Genomic DNA, 17,438 nt, shown 5'->3' on the forward strand with positions numbered 1-17,438 from the left:
TGAACCAAATAAACTATGAACCTTACGTTTAGTAAGTATAAGAAATGTTGCACAAAAAACCTCGGCAATTTTGCAGAGGTTTTCAAATGTGAATCCGGGTCTCAGTAATGAGATAAATTTCGATTAGGGCTTTAATTTTATAAAGTCTTCGCTATTCAGTTTCTTACTGTAATCTACTGATGGCTGCGCAAACCCGTTGAGCTGCAAGAACTCGTCTTTGAACCCTTGGTAATCACCTAAAGTTTTGAAGTTGTTTTCGTCCATCTTCTCTAGCAGTTCGGTCACATGTGCTTGGGTTTCAGGATCTAACTCCCAATCGTCCATACGAATCAGACGTTCACCATCAAGCGGAACTTTGGTTTGTCCATACAGTTTGCTGCTAAACAAACGCTGCATCTGCTCGATACAACCTTCGTGGGTTTCTTTCTCTTTCATCACTTTGTACAAAGCAAGCAGGTAAGGGCTTAACCCTGGGATGAACACACTTGCTTTGGTTACCAACGCCTTACACACGGTCGCGTAAGCATTGCCGTCGAAGTTAGCTAGTTCGAGGTTTAATGCATGACTGGTTTGATGAAGGTCGATCTTAGCGCGACCTAAAGTACCGTCTAAGTAGATAGGGTGCGTCACTTCAGGGCCAACATAGGAGAAGGCGATCGTCTTACAACCCGGAGCAATAGACTCAGCGTTGATCAGTTCGTCTATCCAGTTTTCCCAATCTTCACCACCCATCACTTTGAGTGTACTTTCAGCTTCTTCTTCTGTTGCAGCGTCGAGCGTGTTGGTCACCCAGTTGTCGTGTTCCAGAGAAATGGTTGCGCCAGTTACGCTTTCACCAATAGGTTTGATGGCAGAGCGCCAAAACTCATCGGAATCTGGTTTAGGACGAACGCCTGCAGCTAAGCTATAGATAATTAGATCCACTTCACCTTCAAAGTAGGTTTCAATGGCTTCGACAACTTGTGAACGTGTTTCTTGCGAAAATGCGTCGCCAACGATGTTAATTGCAGTGCGTTGCTCTCGGTCTGCTTCTTTTTTGAAGTAGATGTTGTTGTACCAACCAGCACTACCTAGGGATTTTTCGTTTGGACCGCGCTCGAATGAGACGCCGATAGTGTCAGCTTTTGCGCCGCCAAAGGTAAGGGCAATACGAGCGGCTAGGCCAAAGCCTGAGGAAGCGCCGATAATCAGTACTCGTTTAGGGCCATCTTTGATTTGCGGCGCACTCTTAACAAACTTGATTTGTTGCTTTACGGCTTCTTGACAGCCAAGAGGGTGAGCGCTTTTGGCTACCACACCCTTGATAACAGGTTCGACAAGCATAAATAACCTTACAGTTAACGATGATATGCACTCAGGCTAACGTAAAGCTGTGTAAAATTTATTGAGCTAGACCATTAAAACTTAAAGATACTGATATAATTCTTCGGCGACAAATTCAGCAATCCAAGGTTGAGCTTCTGGTTTTGGATGCAGTCCATCGTTCATCATCCACTCAGGTTTGAGGATGATATGCTCTAGAAAAAACGGCAAAAGTGGTACGTTATGTTGATCAGCAAGCGCTGCAAAAACGTATTCAAACTGTTGGTTATAACGCTTTCCGTAATTCGGTGGGATTTTAATCTGCATCATTATAGGTTTGGCGCCCGCAGCTTTTATCTGCTCAATGATTTGATCAAGATTCGCAGACATCAGCTTTGGTGGGAACCCACGAAGTCCATCATTCGCACCAAGTTCAATAAGAACGGTGTCTGGAGCATGTTCTTCAAGCAATTGTGGTAAGCGAGCTAAACCATTGCCCGTTGTATCACCAGAAATACTTCCGTTAACCACGGTTACCGTTTTGTCATGCTTTGCTAACGCGTCTGGTAACAGGCTTGGCCAACTCTGTTTGATGTCCATGTTGTAACCAGCACTCAAGCTATCACCAAGGACCAGTAACTTAGAATCTAAGTCGGTATCTTGAGCCAAAGAAGCGGTTGAAAATAAAATAAAGAATAAAAAGGAAATTAGTCGAGTCATGCATACATCCATCATTAAAGCAGAAGCTGTTTCGAAGACAGTGTCTACTAATCAAGAACATTTAACAATCCTAGAGCACGTCGATATCGATATTCGTGAAGGCGAAACTGTCGCGATTGTTGGCACGTCTGGCGCGGGTAAGTCGACCCTAATGACGCTGCTTGCTGGTCTTGATGTACCAACGAAAGGCGAAATCAGTTTATTAGGACAGCCACTTTCACAACTTGATGATGAGGCAAGGGCTAAGATCCGCAGTGAATCGGTAGGGTTTGTATTTCAAAGCTTCTTATTAATTCCAAGCCTTTCTGCGCTACAAAATGTCACGTTGCCTTGTTTGTTGAAGGGAGAAGACGAAGACATCGAACGCGCGACGGCTCTGCTTGAATCAGTAGGCTTGAAAGACAGGCTTGATCACTTGCCGTCCCAATTATCTGGTGGTGAGCAACAAAGGGTCGCGTTGGCGCGCGCATTTATGATCAAGCCAAAAATCCTTTTTGCTGATGAACCCACAGGTAACCTAGACCAGCAAACGGCTGCCAAGATTGTTGAGTTGTTGTTTGAATTGAACGCATCTCACGGCACCACGTTGGTTTTGGTGACACACGATCCTAAGCTTGCACAACGTTGCCAAAGAACACTTAAGATGCATGTCGGTCAGATAGAGGAAGTCTAAATTGAATTCATCAAACGGACTGAATAAACGCCTTTTTTCATGGAGTATTGAAGAGATTCGACACGGTCAGTTGTGGCCAGTTTCAATCGCTTTAACGCTTATTATTGCTTGTGTGTTTGCATTGTCGGCGTTGGCAGAACGTATGGAGCAGGTAATTGTTAAGCAGGGCAAAGATGCACTTACTGCCGATAGCGTGTTCATATCAGCAAACCCAATTCCGCAATCCTTGTTAGACCTCACTCAAGTTGAGCAACTAGAAAGCTCCCAACTAACCCGTTTTTCAACCATGGCATTCAGTGACAACTCGATGCAGTTAGTGACGGTGAAAGCGGTTGAAAGTAATTACCCATTACGTGGCGAAATGATCTTAGAGGGCGTTGATAAAGCATTAAGTAACCATGTTGAGCCGGGTGAACTTTGGCTAGACGAGCGTATATTTGCGCAGTTAGAAGTAGACATTGATGACAATGTCACTATTGGCGATGCCGATTTAACGATAACAGGGCGTATCACTCAAGAACCGGGCTTGAGCTTTAACCCATTCCAGCAAATGCCAGCTGTATTGATACACAAAAGCGATATCGATGCGACTGGTGCCATTCAACCGGGAAGCCGTGTGAGTTTCAGGCTGTTTCTAAACGGTGATGATTCAAAACTGCAAGCCGCGCAAGACAGCGTAGAATTAACCCCGAGTGACCGCTGGCGTACTCAAGATTCTTCGAGCCGTACTAACGACATGTTCGAAAGCACGACTCAATATCTTTCGCTAACAGTTGCTATCGTTGTGATCATGGCTGCGACCACTTTGGTACTCACGTGCCAACATTATGTGGCGAGTCGTCGTAAAACCATCGCGATGCTTAAGAGTTTAGGTGCAAGCAAGCAGTGGATCGTTAAATGGTTGTCTGTACAGGTCTCTCTGTTAGTGGTTATCGGTGCAGTACTGGGAATTACCATAGGTATCGGCTTAGAGTTTTTGCTTCGTATACCTCTGGGTGACTTATTACCAACGCCGCTTCCTAGCTATGGTATTGAACCTGCTATCTTGGCGATTTTATCAAGTATCTTAATTGGTGTACCTGCTCTTGGTATCCCGTTAATTGGCTTGGTCAACACCTCAGCAATCAGTGTTATTCAATCAAGTCACCAGTCAAATGAAAGCTATAAGAAATACTTGTTGTTACTGGTACCGATCATTCCAATGGTGCTGATGTATGGCGACAATCTATTAGTATGGATAGTTCTAGCGGGTATCGCATGCCTGTTCTTAGTGCTTGCGGTCGTTAGTACGCTTGTTCTGCGTTTGGTTGGTAAGTTGCCGACATCGACTTCTATGCGTTTAGCATTGAGCCGAATTAATCGCACACCATTAGCAACTGGGATTCAATTTGGCTCTTTAGCGCTTTCACTGATGTTGCTGTCTATCATTTGGTTGGTAAGAAGTGATTTACTGTCAGATTGGCAGCAAACCTTACCAGAAAACGCACCGAATGCGTTTGCACTTAACATTGCAAGCTATGAGAAAGACAGTTATCTCGAGACGATTGATGCAAACGAAGTAGAGCGTACTCAAGCGTTTCCAATTATCCGAGGACGACTAACGACGATAAACGGTGTTGAAGCGTCAGAATACAGTGATACCTCTGGAGAAACAGACGCACTAAGCCGTGAGATCAACTTCACTTGGGGAGATACCTTACCCGAGTACAATGAAGTATTAGAAGGTAGCTGGACACAAGAGCAGGGCGTATCTGTGGAATCGGATGTCGCGGAGCAACTGGATCTAAAGATTGGCGATGAGCTGTCGTTCACAATCAACAGCCAGAATGTTTCTGCCAAGGTGAATAGCATCCGCAAAGTCGAGTGGCGAGAAATGAAGCCGAACTTCTACTTCATTTTCACTCCAGATGTCTTGAGTTCAATTCCTTCTACTTGGTTAGTGAGTTTCAGATTAGAAGAACAACACAATCAGATGCTCAACGAACTATCTCGAAATCACCCAACCGTGAGTTTGATGGATATTCGTAAGATGGGTAGCAAGATCCAAGAGTTGCTAAAACAGATTGTTTGGTCGATTACCGTACTTGCGGCGTTAGGTGTGGTGGCGGGGCTGTTGCTTATCTTCACTCTATTGCGATTGAGCTTATCTCAAAGACAACAAGAGATACGCTTGTACCGAACCTTAGGCGCGAGTAAGAAGCGAATTCTCAATACTATTTGGTGTGAATACGGGTTAATGGCGTTAGTCGCAGGCTCAATTGCAGCACTTGGTTCTGAACTCAGCGTGGCAGGCGTGATGAACTTTGGTTTTGAATTACAACCTTCACTTCACCCGATGTTGTGGATAGCGCTACCGGTGTTAACGTTCATCACATTGGCCGCGGTAGTGAATAGCTTAATCAAACGTTTGTTGGCACCAGTAAACAAGGATTTTGGTTAGTCGCTAGCACGATCTAGCCAAGCGCTTAAAACGGTCTAAAAGTGAGATTATTTATACTTAGTCATGCACTATTTATAATACGTCGCTTTAGACCGTTTTTTATTTGACCAACCGGTAGCATAAGTAAAAAATATCGCACCTTATATTCCACTCTTTTTAGCATTTTTTAAAACTAATTGTCCAATAATGCCGATTTAATGAACAGCGGTTAGTCCCTGTAAACAAAGGGTTTGCGCAACTTAGCAAGAACGTTATCAACAGTTATCCACAAAAACGGTGGATAACTTTAGGGATAAGTTAACCGCTATGTTTTAAGAGTACTGAGGCAGCCTTTATGTGGCGTCACTTAGGACAAATTTGACTGTTAGAATAACCTTTAAAACTCTATCTGGAGTTATTGAGTCAAGAGATTATTTATATTTTTTACATAGATATTAAATCCCGCCTATCTAAGACCTTGATAAAAATGTGTTTTAATTCATCGCAGAACAAAAGTAGAATAGATGCAGTTAATCTTATTCTACAGAACACGATGAACCACAACAAAACGGATACAAATCAACCTTCTATTGCCATTGTTGGTGGTGGTATTGCCGGAACAACGAGCGCGATTCACTTTAGTGAGTTGGGTTTCAAGGTCACTATCTTAGAAAAAGGGCCGAGTTTGGTTAATGGTCCACCCATTTGCCACTTGCATGCTGGCGGCAATTTGTATCGAGATATTTCTGTAGAGCAGTGTCTTCAGTTGCTCTCGCAGTCAATTGATACCGTCCGCTTATTTCCCCATACGATCAATATTCGCCCGACAATCATCGCCGTTCCGCACAGTGATGGTGGAGAGCCATTAGATCTTCTTCCTCGTCTCAAGATAATCAAAAGCGCTTATGTCGATCTTGTTAAACAAGATAAAAGCAACCAAGTGCTTGGTGATCCGGAAGAGTATTACAAGCTGTACAGCAAAGAAGACTTACTAGCACTTTCTACAAAAACTCAGCCTCTGAAACCAACATCGCTTGATGATTGGTGTATTCCTTTTGCCAAACATACGGATTTAGAGACCCTTAAGTATCCTGTTGCTATGGTTCAAGAGTATGGTTGGAGCGTATTCCGCTTATCTGCGACCGCTCAACTGTCTTTAGGGCAACAAGCTAACTGTACCGTGTTAACCAACAGCCGATTACGATCTGTTGAGTCGACAGGTCAAGGTTGGTCTTTGACTTATACCGATGCCGAAAACCAAAGCTGCCAACTAACGACCGATTACTTGATCAATGCCAGTGGATTTGAAACAGGTATTGTGGACGACTTTGTTGGCTCTAAGCAGCAAAGACTGGTTGAGTTTAAAGCCGCATACGTTACAGAGTGGCCGTATTCACAAGAATGTAAGGAAGAGTGGCCAGAGGTTATCTTCCATGGCCCGAGAGGCACTCCGCAAGGTATGGCCCAATTAACGCCGTATGCTGATGGTGTATTCCAACTTCACGGTATGACAGAAGGGATTACTTTGTTTGAGGGAGGGCTTGTTTCATCATCAACAGACTCGTCACAGCCACAGTTGCCTTCGAAGTTGCTTAAGAAAATTGTATCGGGTTGGAGTGAAGAGCAGCTTGAATTAAGAACTCGCGCGGCAATAACGCATATGTCTCAGTTCATCCCAAGTTTCAGCTCTGCACTGGTTGGTGGTAAGCCTTTGTTTGGTGCACAACAGATTCCGGGAACGGATCCAAGCTTAAGAGCTTCAGACGTTTCATTCTGTGGGGATCGCTATGCTCGACTTGAAGTCGTCAAAGCTTCCTCAACCTTAGAGGCTGCACAAAAGGTTGCTGAGCAATGGTTTGATGTATCAGAGGCGGTATCTATTGAAGATATGCACTTAGTGACAATGTCACTTAATCTAAATGATATTGAGAACCGAGCAATAGATTTGACCAAAGAACGTGGATACCCAGAAGCGCTTGCAAAGGTGTCAGGCCAAGATCACGCTTAATAGCCAATCATCATCGACTGCGCTTAACTTCTCCAATTCGGCTTACCGTGATAGATAAGCCGAATCTTCATTCAAACGCCAGCTTAGATACCGAAACTCACCTAAACTACATCTTCCTAGCTAATTATTCTTAGCTACATAGCAATTAGCACATAACACATAGCACATAGCAAAGACTAATAGCCGAAAAACTGAGCCCATTGGCACCAAACATCTTGCAAGCCTAAGCGATCGCCTTTGCTGAACGATATCTCATGTCCCGGTTTGGCTTGTGCCAAGCGCGGTAAATCGATTCTGGCGACACATCCAATCTTCGGATAACCACCTATGGTCTGTCTGTCATTAAGCAGCACGATAGGTTGTCCATCTTGAGGGATTTGAATTGCACCTAAGGCAATGCCTTCTGACAACAGCGAAATGTCAGGCGAGTCGACGGGATCGCCACTGAGTCGATAACCCATCCGATTAGAATTTTGATCAACGTGATACTGCGCGTTATACAAAGTCTCTCTTGCTGAATCGGAGAATAGCTCGCTTTGATAGCCTTCAATCACTCGTAGGTTCACGGGTAGATTGTAATCAGGCGTGTATCGGAAGGTAACACTCAACGCTTTAAACGGGCGCGAGAGTTGATGTTGGGTAAAAGCGATTTGTTGTCCTTGCTGGCATGGCTCTCCATCTTGCGTTAATCCACCAATCTTTTCACGAGTCACTGTAGAGCAGCTATCAAGAGTTGATGGAACATCGAAACCGCCCTTAATGGCTAAATACGCCCTTAGACCATTTTTAGGCAAACCAAATGAGAGAACTTGTCCTTTAAAAGCTTGAAAAGTGCGCCAGTTAGCCTGTGGTTTACCATCGAGCTTCGCTTGTAAATCACCCCCGCATAGTGCCATCTCACAATCAAAATCGATTCGTAACGCACATTGCCCAAGCGTGATTTCCAACGCCGCTTGGTTGACTGGGTTGCCCAATAGATGATTGGCCCAGCTATAAGAGTAATCATCAACCGGTCCACCTTGCGTTAATCCAAGATGAGCAACACCAAATCGCCCGAAGTCTTGAATCAAACTCAACGGGCCGGGCTTAATCACTGTCAGTGTTGGTTTAGTTTTGATCTCAGTCATTTACGATGCCTCCACCCAACTCTACAAATTCTTGTTTTGAAATCGCGATGAAACGGACTGTGTCACCGACATTAAGTAGAGATAGCGGTCTTTGCATGATGTCGGCGTTCTTCAATTGGCTATGATCGAACAACGAAAGCGGGCAATTGCCAATAATATTCCAGCCGCCCGGTGAATCCGAAGGGTACACAGCTGTTTTAGTATCCGCGATGGCGATACTGCCTTTGGGCACATTTAAGCGGGGTGTGGAGTGTCGGGGCAAGGCAAGCTCATTAACCACATCCGACATAAACGCAAAGCCAGGCGTAAACCCAATCGCACTGACGCTGTATGTCTGTGAGGTGTGATATTGAATAATATCGTCCAGAGTCACACCTTTGTCTTGATATCGGTCTAAATCGAGCGCCGTTTCTGGTGAGTAATAGGCAGGAAGCTCAATCGTATCGCGAGTTTTACTAAGACTAGAAAAGGTCGATAGAGCTTGACTCAACAAATTATTGAGCTGTTCAATAAGCTGCTGTTCTGATATTCGATAAGGGAGGTAGTCGACCAATATTGTTTGGTAAGCAGGCGTCACATTCATCAACACTGATGCTAAATTTTGGCGAATGGCATCGGAAAAGTGAGCCATATACTGCACATATTCAGCGCTAGATTGATTATTTGAAGGCGATAGCGTCAAGGTCACCAAAACGCTGCATTCCGCGACTGGCGCTATATTGAATTCAATCTTATTCGTCGTCATTTCGTTTCCATACGTTTGTTTGTTTGCCCTTTGTTTGCTTACTTGGCATGTCTCACTTCCGCGAATAAACCAATACAAAGCAATTGAATCTTACGAGCGATTGATTAGGTGCTTGGTTAGGCGAACGAACAGGCCATGCGTCATACCAATCACACGCTTCATACTAATTAAAAGCGTTGAGGTCTTGTCTAATTTTTCTAATTAATGCAATAGATTGAGGGTTATCGCCATGAACACAGATGGTATCGGCTTCAATAGGCAGTCTTTCGCCCTCTAAAGTCGTGACCGAACCGTAGTTAATGATTTGCATGACTTGGTTGTAGATGTCGTCTTGATTGACGTAAACCGAGCCTTTTTGGGTTCGCGGCGATAACTGCCCATTATTCAAGTATGCACGGTCGGCAAACGCTTCAAACAATAGGGGTAAGTCATGATCGTCAGCAATATCTAAATACTGCTGATTGTCTGACGAAGAGAGGATCATTAAGGGGATGTTAAATTCAGCGACGGCTTGGGCTACCGCATTAAACACATCAATGTTCGCCATCATATCGTTGTAAAGGGCGCCATGAGGTTTCACATATCCAACAGATGCATGGTGATATCGGCAAAGGGCTTGTAATGCACCGACTTGATAGCACACCAGTTCACTGATTTCGTCCATGGTGTGTGGAATAGAACGGCGACCAAAACCAACGAGATCTTGATAACCGGGATGAGCACCAATTTGGGTGTGATAGTGCTGTGCCAGTTTTATCGTCTTGGACATAACGTGCGGATCAGACGCGTGGAAGCCACAAGCGATGTTTGCCATATCGACCCATTCCATGACCGACTCGTCATCGCCCATCTTCCAATTGCCGAAACTTTCTCCCATGTCGCAATTAAGCAAAATCTTCGTTGTCACGTGGTGCTAATCCTTTACGTTGAGGTAAGTAATGACGGTCTTATAAATACCATAAATAAACAGTGACCTAACTCAAACTTTCGACACCGTAAATTTACCAGTATGGCATTTTATATATAGTTGAACTATTGATTAAAGGATTAATATCTATCTGTATATTAGGTGAGCACATGATATCCCGCCAGGTTTGCTTAGGACTAGCATTAACGACACCTGTTTTTGTCTCTGCTCAAGAAAACTATCTAGACCAGCTCATGTCGATGAGCCTTGAAGAGTTGTCTATGTTAGATGTCGAAATGGAAACGGCTTCGAAAGTAACACAAAAACTCACTGATATTCCTTCGTCGGTGTACGTGCTTTCTAATGAGCGAATTCAGCGCAGTGGGGCGAAAACCATTGCTGAAGTCCTAACGCTTGTACCCGGACTCAAAGTCACCAAATTCAATGAAACCTCATGGTTTGTTTCGACACGCGGCTTTCATGATGGGCTGTATAACAAGATGCTCGTGATGATGGATGGACGAAGCTTGTTTAGCCCAGTCTATGGCGGTACGTATTGGAGCGACGTTGATTATGTACTTGCCGACATCGAACGTATCGAAGTACTAAAAGGCCCCGGTGGAACAATTTGGGGAGGCAACGCGGTTAATGGTGTGGTGAATATCATTACTAAGTCTGCCAATGATACTCAAGGGACGTATCTCTCTGGTGTCGCCTCTAATACTGATAATTACGAGTTTAGTGTTCGTCAGGGTTTAAGCCTGAATGACGATGTGAATGCGCGTGCATTCTATAAGTACCGAGAAGAGCCCACATATCGCACAAACGAATCTGAAAAATGGAAAGCGCAAACGGCAGGGATGGTATTTCAGCCAAGCAATGCAGAAGAAAATTGGTCATTACGTATTGGTGGTGAGAAGAGCTTTTATGAGTCGGAGTTGTATACGTTCCAATATGATAACTCAGGATCGTTTGTCGGATCACAAGCCAACGATTTTGATAATAAGAGCCAATCTGTTTACGTCCAGTTCAACGATTCTCGCCATTTTGATGAAAGTTCTACACTCTCATATTCGTTATGGGGTGAATATAATGAGGATAACGCGCCAGACGCTCCAGGAAGCTACTCGACCCTCGATTTTGACTCTACTTATATCAACCAGCTGTCGGCAAACCATCAGCTAACACTCGGTGGTGGCCTGCGATATATGTACCTTGATTTCTCCTCAAGCCAAGTTTCGGACGTGGATTGGTATAATCCCGATTACTACGGTCGAGCTTACAACATCCAATCTGCCAACGATTATATTGCGAACGCTTTTATACAGTCTCAAATTCAAATGACGGAAGCGCTGTCTATTACTCTTGGTGCCAAGGTTGAACACTTTACACAGAATGATTCAACTGAGCTTTCACCTCAACTGCGTGGTTTATATAAGTTCACTCAACGTAACTCCGTATGGGCGGGGCTTAGCCGTGCAGTTGTTGCACCATCTTATATGGATTCCAATTCCACCTATTATTTCAATAGTTACAATGCTGATTCAAACAACAGCTACTTAGATGTATATAAATCAAGCTCGAATCTTGAAACCGAGAACGTCGTAACGGCGGAAATGGGTTATCGCTATTCAAACAATTCAAATTTTGAACTCGATGTAACGATTTACCTGAGTGAACATGACAACCTTCGCTTCCACAGTTATGACCCAAATGATATCCCCGCTAATCATGTCTATGTTGGGGCGTTGTCTGACGATTATAAAGCAAAAACTTATGGCTTAGAGTTAGGCGCGAGTTACCAACTCACCGCAGATCTAGCCAGTTACCTGAGCTACGCCTATGCGACGTTAGAAGGTAAGAATAAAGGTGATGCCCCTAAATCTAGTCCTCAAACGAGTGTTTATTACGATATTGATAATGAACATTTAGCCACGGCACAGTTGATGTGGAATATCACAGAAAGTTGGCAATTCGATGTGATTGGCCAATACATTAATGTGAATTACCCAGACTATTGGGTAGCAGGCGATGGCACTCAATATGAATGGCAGTCTTACCCACATGAAATAACCTTTGATGCACGTCTTGCATGGAAAAAATCATCCGCAGCACCTTTAATTGAAGTGGTCGTTGAAAACATTGGTAAGAGTGACGGCTATCAAGCTGAATTCACGTCTGAGAAAAGTGTTAACCAAGAGTCTGTATATGTGAGGGTCTCTCATGAATTCTAAGTGGCTCAAGTACCGTATTAAACTCGGTTTTAATAAACTCAGCCTTGCCACTTTAGCTATGTTTATTGTGCCTTTGAATACATCGGCGGCTAGCTTCAAGCCTTATGAAGTGAAAGCAGTGTACCTTTTTAGAATTGCCAACTTTATTCGTTGGAACGACGAAAGCACCATGAATACGGTTAACTTCTGTGTGATTGGCGATGAGAAGGTAAGCAAAGCACTGACGTCGATTACACAAGGGAAATCTATTCGTTCTCTCGCTATTCAAGTACATCAATTGGTGACTCCGAAGTGTGATATCACTTATCTATCTGTTCTCGATAATGATAAATTTAGCCGTAAAGCCCACTCACCACATACTGTGACGATTAGCGATATCCCAAACTTTACGGACATGGGAGGAGTCATTGAGCTAACGCACATCGATAATAAGTTAAAGCCTAAGATCAACTTAGTGAATGCAAGACGCGGTGAATACGTCATCGGCTCAAACCTGTTACGAATCGCTATAGTGGAGGGCCAATAATGTTGTCTTTCATTAATAATTTATCGATTAAAAACAAGCTGATATTACCGATTGTCATCTTCATCGCGGTTACTTTTGTGACGATTCAATCAGTTAATTACACTGTCACTTTGGAGCGAGAAAAAGAGAGTCTTATTCAGCGAGTTAAAGTGTTAGCACAAGGTGTTGCTTATAACCTACAAGCCGCGATTCTATTTGAGGATAAATCTTCGGCTCAGGAGATTTTGTCAGCCTTCGTTGCGGATAAAGATATCGTCAGGGTGAAGCTCTATGACATTAATGAACAGATTTTTGCGAGTTATCAAGTCAGTAATACGCTGGTTCCAAGGCCGAATACAGATGAATTAAATGACATCGCGGATCACCAATTTGCCATCTCCGAGAATTTCATCTTTTTGCTTGTTCCGGTGACGCTGGATGACGCTGTGATCGCTAACTTGAGAGTGACAATATCAAAAGAAACGTTTAATACGATCTTAACGAATATTTTCAAGGTTGCGGCCGTCTACTTGCTGTTTCTGGTGATCTTAGGCGGGGTACTGGTCAAATTGGTTCAACGCTTGATTATCGATCCAATGTTTGACCTTAATGAGGCGATGCAAGCCTTTGTTGAACGTCGTTCAGAACAACCAAAATTAGTCGCAACGAACCACGATGAGATAGGGGATCTTGTTCGAGCTTTTAATACCATGCTCGAAAGACTTCAACATCGTGACAATCAAATCAATTTTACGCTAGATAAACTACAAGAAGAAAAGTCGTTTGCGAATGAGGTAATTGAAACCGTTCAGCACTCGTTGTTGGTAGCAGATGAAAAAGGGTTCATCGTTCATGCGAACGCTGCCACTCGTGACATTTTTAAGTGTACCGAAGCGTTTCTTGAAAATTTATTGATCCAAGAGTTGATCGCGACAAAGCAAACTGGGTTCTTACAAGAGGTTATCGACGCTAATATTGAGCTGAATGACGAACTACTCGAAACCACCGATCTCTTTAACTCAAAACGCTGGCTTCGTGTGAGCAGCCGTTCGTTGTTAAAGCACGGTCGTATTCTTTATGCAATCCAAGATGTCACGGGGATAGAAACTGCCATGAGTCGCCAGCGTATAGCCGCGGGTGTTTTTGAGAACAGTAAAGACGGCTTAATCGTACTGAATTCATCCAATGTAATTACCATGGTAAACCCAGCGGTCACCCAACTTCTTGGTTATCACGCTGATCTGCTGGTGGGCAAAACACCATTTGACGTTTTTTCTTGGCAACAGTTTTCATCCCTAATGCCGACAATTCGCAGTTCATTGGAAAATTATGGGCAGTGGCAAGGCGAGGTATGGGAGAAGAGTGCATCTGGCACTTTGGTTCCAATGTTTGTAAAAGTGAATCGAGTTTCGTCAGACAACGAGAAAGACGAGTTTGATATGGTACTCACACTGTCTGATTTATCTAATGTCAAAGAGATGGAAAGGCTTGAACACTTGGCTCATCACGACGCATTAACGGGTTTGGCCAACAGAGCTCAGCTGTATAAGGTGATGGATGATGTCGTCACGTCTAGCCATTATTCTAATCAGCATTTTGCGGTTATCTACTTGGATCTCGATGGCTTTAAACACGTTAACGATAACTATGGACACGATGCGGGCGACGAAATCCTCAAAGAAGTATCGAGCCGGTTGCTATCTCAAGTTCGTCCAGGAGATTTGGTAGCACGTTTGTCGGGGGATGAATTTGTTCTTATTATTAAACAGACCAACAAAGTTTTGTTAGCAAAGTTAGCGGAGCGACTGTTGGACCTGATCGGGCAAGAAGTGACCCATAAACAGCGTTCGCTTCATGTTGGAGCGAGCTTGGGCATACACTTAGTTGATGGTTCAGAGCGTGATATAGACGTGATTCTAAAGGTTGCCGATGAGGCGATGTACCAAGCAAAACGCAAAGGAAAAGGTCAATTTGTGTTCTCTCGTGATAGCTAATAGCCATAGGCGTTTGTGACCTCTACCTAAGTTGTTGTATCATAAGTGATAGGTTGAATATTTTTAATTAAAAGGTCTGCTAAACATGAATGTTTTAGTTACAGGTGGTATGGGTTACATCGGTAGCCATACAAGTATCCAGATGATCAACGCAGGAATGACACCTGTACTTTTTGATAGCTTGTATAACAGTAAACCAAGCGTTCTAGAGCGTATCGAAAAAGTATCCGGTGTTCGCCCTAATTTCATTGAAGGTGACGTTCGTGATAAAGCGCTTTTGACTGAAACCATGAAGCAACACAACATTGAAGCCGTTATTCATTTCGCTGGCCTAAAGGCGGTTGGTGAATCTGTGGCTAAGCCTCTGGAATACTATGACAATAACGTAAACGGCACGTTAGTTCTTGTTGATGCAATGCGTGACGCTAGTGTGAAAACCTTAGTATTCAGCTCTTCAGCAACGGTCTATGGCGATCCTGCGAGTGTGCCTATCACAGAAGACTTTCCAACAAGCGCAACCAATCCTTACGGTCGTAGTAAGCTAATGGTTGAAGAGTGCTTAACCGATTTCCAAAAAGCCAATCCAGATTGGAGCATTACGCTGCTGCGTTACTTTAACCCAGTAGGTTCACACCCAAGTGGTGAGCTAGGTGAAGACCCGCAAGGTATTCCAAATAACCTAATGCCATTTGTCTCTCAAGTAGCCGTGGGCCGCCGTGAATTCCTATCGGTATTTGGTAGCGATTATCCAACAAAAGACGGGACTGGTGTTCGTGATTACATCCACGTCATGGATCTGTCTGATGGACACATCGCAGCGCTTGAAAAAGTAGGGAGTAAAGACGGTCTTCATATCTACAACCTTGGCACTGGTAACGGTTCGAGTGTATTAGATATGGTTAAAGCGTTCGAGAAAGCGAGCGGTAAACAAGTCCCTTATAAACTGGTCGATCGTCGCCCAGGTGATATCGCAGAATGTTGGGCAGACCCTGCTAAAGCTCAGAAAGAGCTCGGCTGGAATGCGACGCGTACATTGACTGAAATGACGGAAGATACATGGCGCTGGCAGTCAACCAATCCTGATGGTTTCCCTGGTTGATCTAGTTGTTTCATGAATAGTTAACTTACAAAAAGATGCTTTAGGGCATCTTTTTTGATCTAAATCGAATAAAAAGTAAATTAGTGGTTAAAAAGTATCATTCTGTATCTGTTGTGTTATCATGCACGCGAATTATATGTTTAATGTTAATTTTCTTTGGAGTTAATCATGGAACTAGGCCTAATCATCACTTTCATCATTGCTGCAGCAGTAATGGTTAAGAAAGAAATGGCAGAGAAGTAATTTCACTTTATCCCTTTTTGATACAATTTTTAGTGAAATAATAAAAGCCAGCATTTGAACTGACCCCCAATAGTTGGACACCAATTATTGGGGGTCTTTTTATGTCCAAATATAGCCGAGAGCTAAAATGTATCATTGCTAAGCAATACTTAGATGGCACGTCATCTCTCTACTTAGCAAAACAATATTCAATTTCTTCAAGGCAGATACGGTATTGGGCTCAAGTCTTTGCCATCCATGGTACTGATTCATTTTTACCAACTAAGCATGCCGCGACTGCTCAAACAAAACGAAAAGCATTGAATTTAATGTGGACGAATGAATGGTCTCTCACGCACACTAGCGCAGTATTAAACCTCTCATCCCTGGGACACTGTCTGCCTGGCTCAAACGATTTAATGAGCTCGGTATCAAGGGGCTCAAAATGCGCCAGAAAGGAAGACCCTCAATGAAACAGCAACCTCAACGAACCACTAAGCCTGATAATGAAATGACACTTGAGGAGCTAAAAGAGGAGTTAGTCTACTTACGAACCGAGAATGCTGTTTTAAAAAGTTGGAAGAGTTGGAGCAGGAAAAACCGTCGAACAAAGAAAAAGCGGTCATAGCTCTAACTCTTAAAGGCAAGTACCTGTTGAAGCACTTACTGCAGACTCTACAGCTGGCAAAAAGTGTCTTTTATTATCAGGCTCAAACGAGCAAGCGCCCAAATAGCTACGAACGTGAGCTGCGGTTGATAAAGTCAATTTATCATGAACATAAGGGCCGATACGGTTATCGTCGTATTCATTTAGAACTAAAAAATCAGGGGGTCTCGCTTAATCACAAAACGGTTCAAAGGCTTATGGCTCAGCTCAACCTTAAATCGACGGTCAGGATTAAAAAGTATCGTTCATACCGAGGAGAGTCAGGAAAAGCTGCTCCCAACGTGCTTGAAAGAGATTTTAGTGCGACTCAACCCGATGAAAAGTGGGTAACTGATGTCACGGAGTTCAAAGTCAAAGAGCAGAAAGTATACTTGTCTCCAGTTGTCGACTTGTTTACTCAGGAAGTGGTAGCTTATAGAGTGGCCAAAAATGCCTGCTTGCCGCTTGTCACGGATATGTTGACGGAGGCTATATCAACGCTGAAACCCAACTCAAAGCCAATTATACACAGCGATCAAGGTTGGCAATATCGCCATCGACAGTATCAGAAAAAGGTAGCGGAGAGTGGGTTAACGCAAAGCATGTCGAGAAAAGGTAACTGCTTGGATAATGCTGTTGCTGAAAACTTTTTTGCTTTACTCAAAACCGAGATGTATCACAACCAAAGCTTTGAAGATGCAGATGCTCTGATAGAGCAAATTAAAGAATACATCGAGTACTACAATACCAAACGTATAAAAGTGAAACTAAAAGGCCTGACTCCGATAGAATATCGAACTCAGGCCTTGAAAGCCGCTTAACAGAAATGTCCAACTT

Annotated in this window: 14 protein-coding genes; 9 read left to right on the plus strand and 5 right to left on the minus strand. The window is 43.5% G+C overall.

Features of this window, described 5'->3' with window-relative positions:
* Positions 1-123: 123 nt before the first annotated feature.
* Both fabV and OCV19_RS18290 read right to left on the minus strand, forming a co-directional pair.
* Positions 124-1,323 (minus strand): enoyl-ACP reductase FabV, encoded by a 1,200-nt coding sequence (fabV, locus tag OCV19_RS18285; protein WP_065675328.1) that lies wholly within the window; start codon positions 1,321-1,323, stop codon positions 124-126.
* An 81-nt stretch (positions 1,324-1,404) separates the two neighbouring features.
* Complete coding sequence (locus tag OCV19_RS18290; protein WP_065675327.1) at positions 1,405-2,022, minus strand: arylesterase; 618 nt, start codon at positions 2,020-2,022, stop codon at positions 1,405-1,407.
* Between OCV19_RS18290 and OCV19_RS18295 the strand changes: the two genes are divergently transcribed.
* The 3 genes from OCV19_RS18295 to OCV19_RS18305 all read left to right on the plus strand — a co-directional run bounded on the left by OCV19_RS18295 (position 2,021) and on the right by OCV19_RS18305 (position 7,122).
* The gene (locus OCV19_RS18295) at positions 2,021-2,695 is read left to right on the plus strand and encodes an ABC transporter ATP-binding protein (RefSeq protein WP_019826604.1); all 675 of its coding nucleotides are present in this window, start codon (positions 2,021-2,023) and stop codon (positions 2,693-2,695) included. The two genes, OCV19_RS18290 and OCV19_RS18295, sit on opposite strands and share 2 nt — an antisense overlap.
* A 1-nt stretch (position 2,696) precedes the next feature.
* Positions 2,697-5,135, plus strand: coding sequence for an ABC transporter permease (locus OCV19_RS18300; RefSeq protein ID WP_065675326.1), 2,439 nt, complete (start codon positions 2,697-2,699; stop codon positions 5,133-5,135).
* Between the two features lie 532 nt (positions 5,136-5,667).
* Positions 5,668-7,122, plus strand: coding sequence for an FAD-dependent oxidoreductase (locus OCV19_RS18305; protein ID WP_065675325.1), 1,455 nt, complete (start codon positions 5,668-5,670; stop codon positions 7,120-7,122).
* A gap of 176 nt (positions 7,123-7,298) precedes the next feature.
* Here the strand turns inward: OCV19_RS18305 and OCV19_RS18310 are convergent, their stop codons facing one another.
* From OCV19_RS18310 to OCV19_RS18320, 3 genes are all read right to left on the minus strand, one after another.
* Positions 7,299-8,249 (minus strand): 5-oxoprolinase subunit C family protein, encoded by a 951-nt coding sequence (locus OCV19_RS18310; protein ID WP_065675324.1) that lies wholly within the window; start codon positions 8,247-8,249, stop codon positions 7,299-7,301.
* Positions 8,242-8,994 carry a 5-oxoprolinase subunit B family protein gene (locus tag OCV19_RS18315; RefSeq protein ID WP_065675323.1) on the minus strand — a complete coding sequence of 251 codons (753 nt, stop codon included), beginning with the start codon at positions 8,992-8,994 and terminating at the stop codon, positions 8,242-8,244. Before OCV19_RS18315 ends, OCV19_RS18310 begins: the two co-directional genes overlap by 8 nt.
* Positions 8,995-9,157: 163 nt before the next feature.
* Complete coding sequence (locus OCV19_RS18320; RefSeq protein ID WP_065675322.1) at positions 9,158-9,901, minus strand: 5-oxoprolinase subunit PxpA; 744 nt, start codon at positions 9,899-9,901, stop codon at positions 9,158-9,160.
* Between the two features lie 170 nt (positions 9,902-10,071).
* Here OCV19_RS18320 and OCV19_RS18325 point away from each other — a divergent pair, with 170 nt between their 5' ends.
* The 6 genes from OCV19_RS18325 (at position 10,072) to OCV19_RS18350 (ending at position 17,422) form a co-directional block, all read left to right on the plus strand.
* Positions 10,072-12,135 (plus strand): TonB-dependent receptor plug domain-containing protein, encoded by a 2,064-nt coding sequence (locus OCV19_RS18325; protein WP_065675321.1) that lies wholly within the window; start codon positions 10,072-10,074, stop codon positions 12,133-12,135.
* Positions 12,125-12,661, plus strand: a complete 537-nt coding sequence (locus tag OCV19_RS18330) for a YfiR family protein (RefSeq protein ID WP_065675320.1) — start codon at positions 12,125-12,127, stop codon at positions 12,659-12,661. The genes OCV19_RS18325 and OCV19_RS18330 overlap by 11 nt, the downstream gene beginning before the upstream one ends.
* Entirely contained in the window at positions 12,661-14,634 is a 1,974-nt protein-coding gene (locus tag OCV19_RS18335; protein WP_065675319.1) for a diguanylate cyclase domain-containing protein, read from the plus strand. The genes OCV19_RS18330 and OCV19_RS18335 overlap by 1 nt, the downstream gene beginning before the upstream one ends.
* Before the next feature lie 85 nt (positions 14,635-14,719).
* On the plus strand, positions 14,720-15,733 hold the full coding sequence (gene galE, locus OCV19_RS18340; protein ID WP_065675318.1) for a UDP-glucose 4-epimerase GalE: 1,014 nt from the start codon (positions 14,720-14,722) through the stop codon (positions 15,731-15,733).
* A gap of 344 nt (positions 15,734-16,077) precedes the next feature.
* The gene (locus tag OCV19_RS18345) at positions 16,078-16,428 is read left to right on the plus strand and encodes a transposase (protein ID WP_261875683.1); all 351 of its coding nucleotides are present in this window, start codon (positions 16,078-16,080) and stop codon (positions 16,426-16,428) included.
* A 112-nt stretch (positions 16,429-16,540) separates the two neighbouring features.
* A complete protein-coding gene (locus tag OCV19_RS18350) occupies positions 16,541-17,422 on the plus strand; it encodes an IS3 family transposase (protein WP_261875730.1) in 882 nt (293 codons plus the stop codon).
* Positions 17,423-17,438 lie beyond the last annotated feature (16 nt).

This window comes from Vibrio celticus, assembly GCF_024347335.1.
In the GTDB taxonomy this organism is placed as follows: Bacteria; Pseudomonadota; Gammaproteobacteria; order Enterobacterales; family Vibrionaceae; genus Vibrio; species Vibrio celticus.

Coding starts and splice junctions, on each gene's coding strand:
- fabV (WP_065675328.1), bottom strand. CDS start 1,323: ATGCTTGTCGAACCTGTTATCAAGGGTGTGGTAGCCAAAAGCGCTCAC.
- OCV19_RS18295 (WP_019826604.1), top strand. CDS start 2,021: ATGCATACATCCATCATTAAAGCAGAAGCTGTTTCGAAGACAGTGTCT.
- OCV19_RS18290 (WP_065675327.1), bottom strand. CDS start 2,022: ATGACTCGACTAATTTCCTTTTTATTCTTTATTTTATTTTCAACCGCT.
- OCV19_RS18305 (WP_065675325.1), top strand. CDS start 5,668: ATGAACCACAACAAAACGGATACAAATCAACCTTCTATTGCCATTGTT.
- OCV19_RS18310 (WP_065675324.1), bottom strand. CDS start 8,249: ATGACTGAGATCAAAACTAAACCAACACTGACAGTGATTAAGCCCGGC.
- OCV19_RS18315 (WP_065675323.1), bottom strand. CDS start 8,994: ATGACGACGAATAAGATTGAATTCAATATAGCGCCAGTCGCGGAATGC.
- OCV19_RS18325 (WP_065675321.1), top strand. CDS start 10,072: ATGATATCCCGCCAGGTTTGCTTAGGACTAGCATTAACGACACCTGTT.
- OCV19_RS18330 (WP_065675320.1), top strand. CDS start 12,125: ATGAATTCTAAGTGGCTCAAGTACCGTATTAAACTCGGTTTTAATAAA.
- OCV19_RS18335 (WP_065675319.1), top strand. CDS start 12,661: ATGTTGTCTTTCATTAATAATTTATCGATTAAAAACAAGCTGATATTA.
- galE (WP_065675318.1), top strand. CDS start 14,720: ATGAATGTTTTAGTTACAGGTGGTATGGGTTACATCGGTAGCCATACA.
- OCV19_RS18345 (WP_261875683.1), top strand. CDS start 16,078: ATGTCCAAATATAGCCGAGAGCTAAAATGTATCATTGCTAAGCAATAC.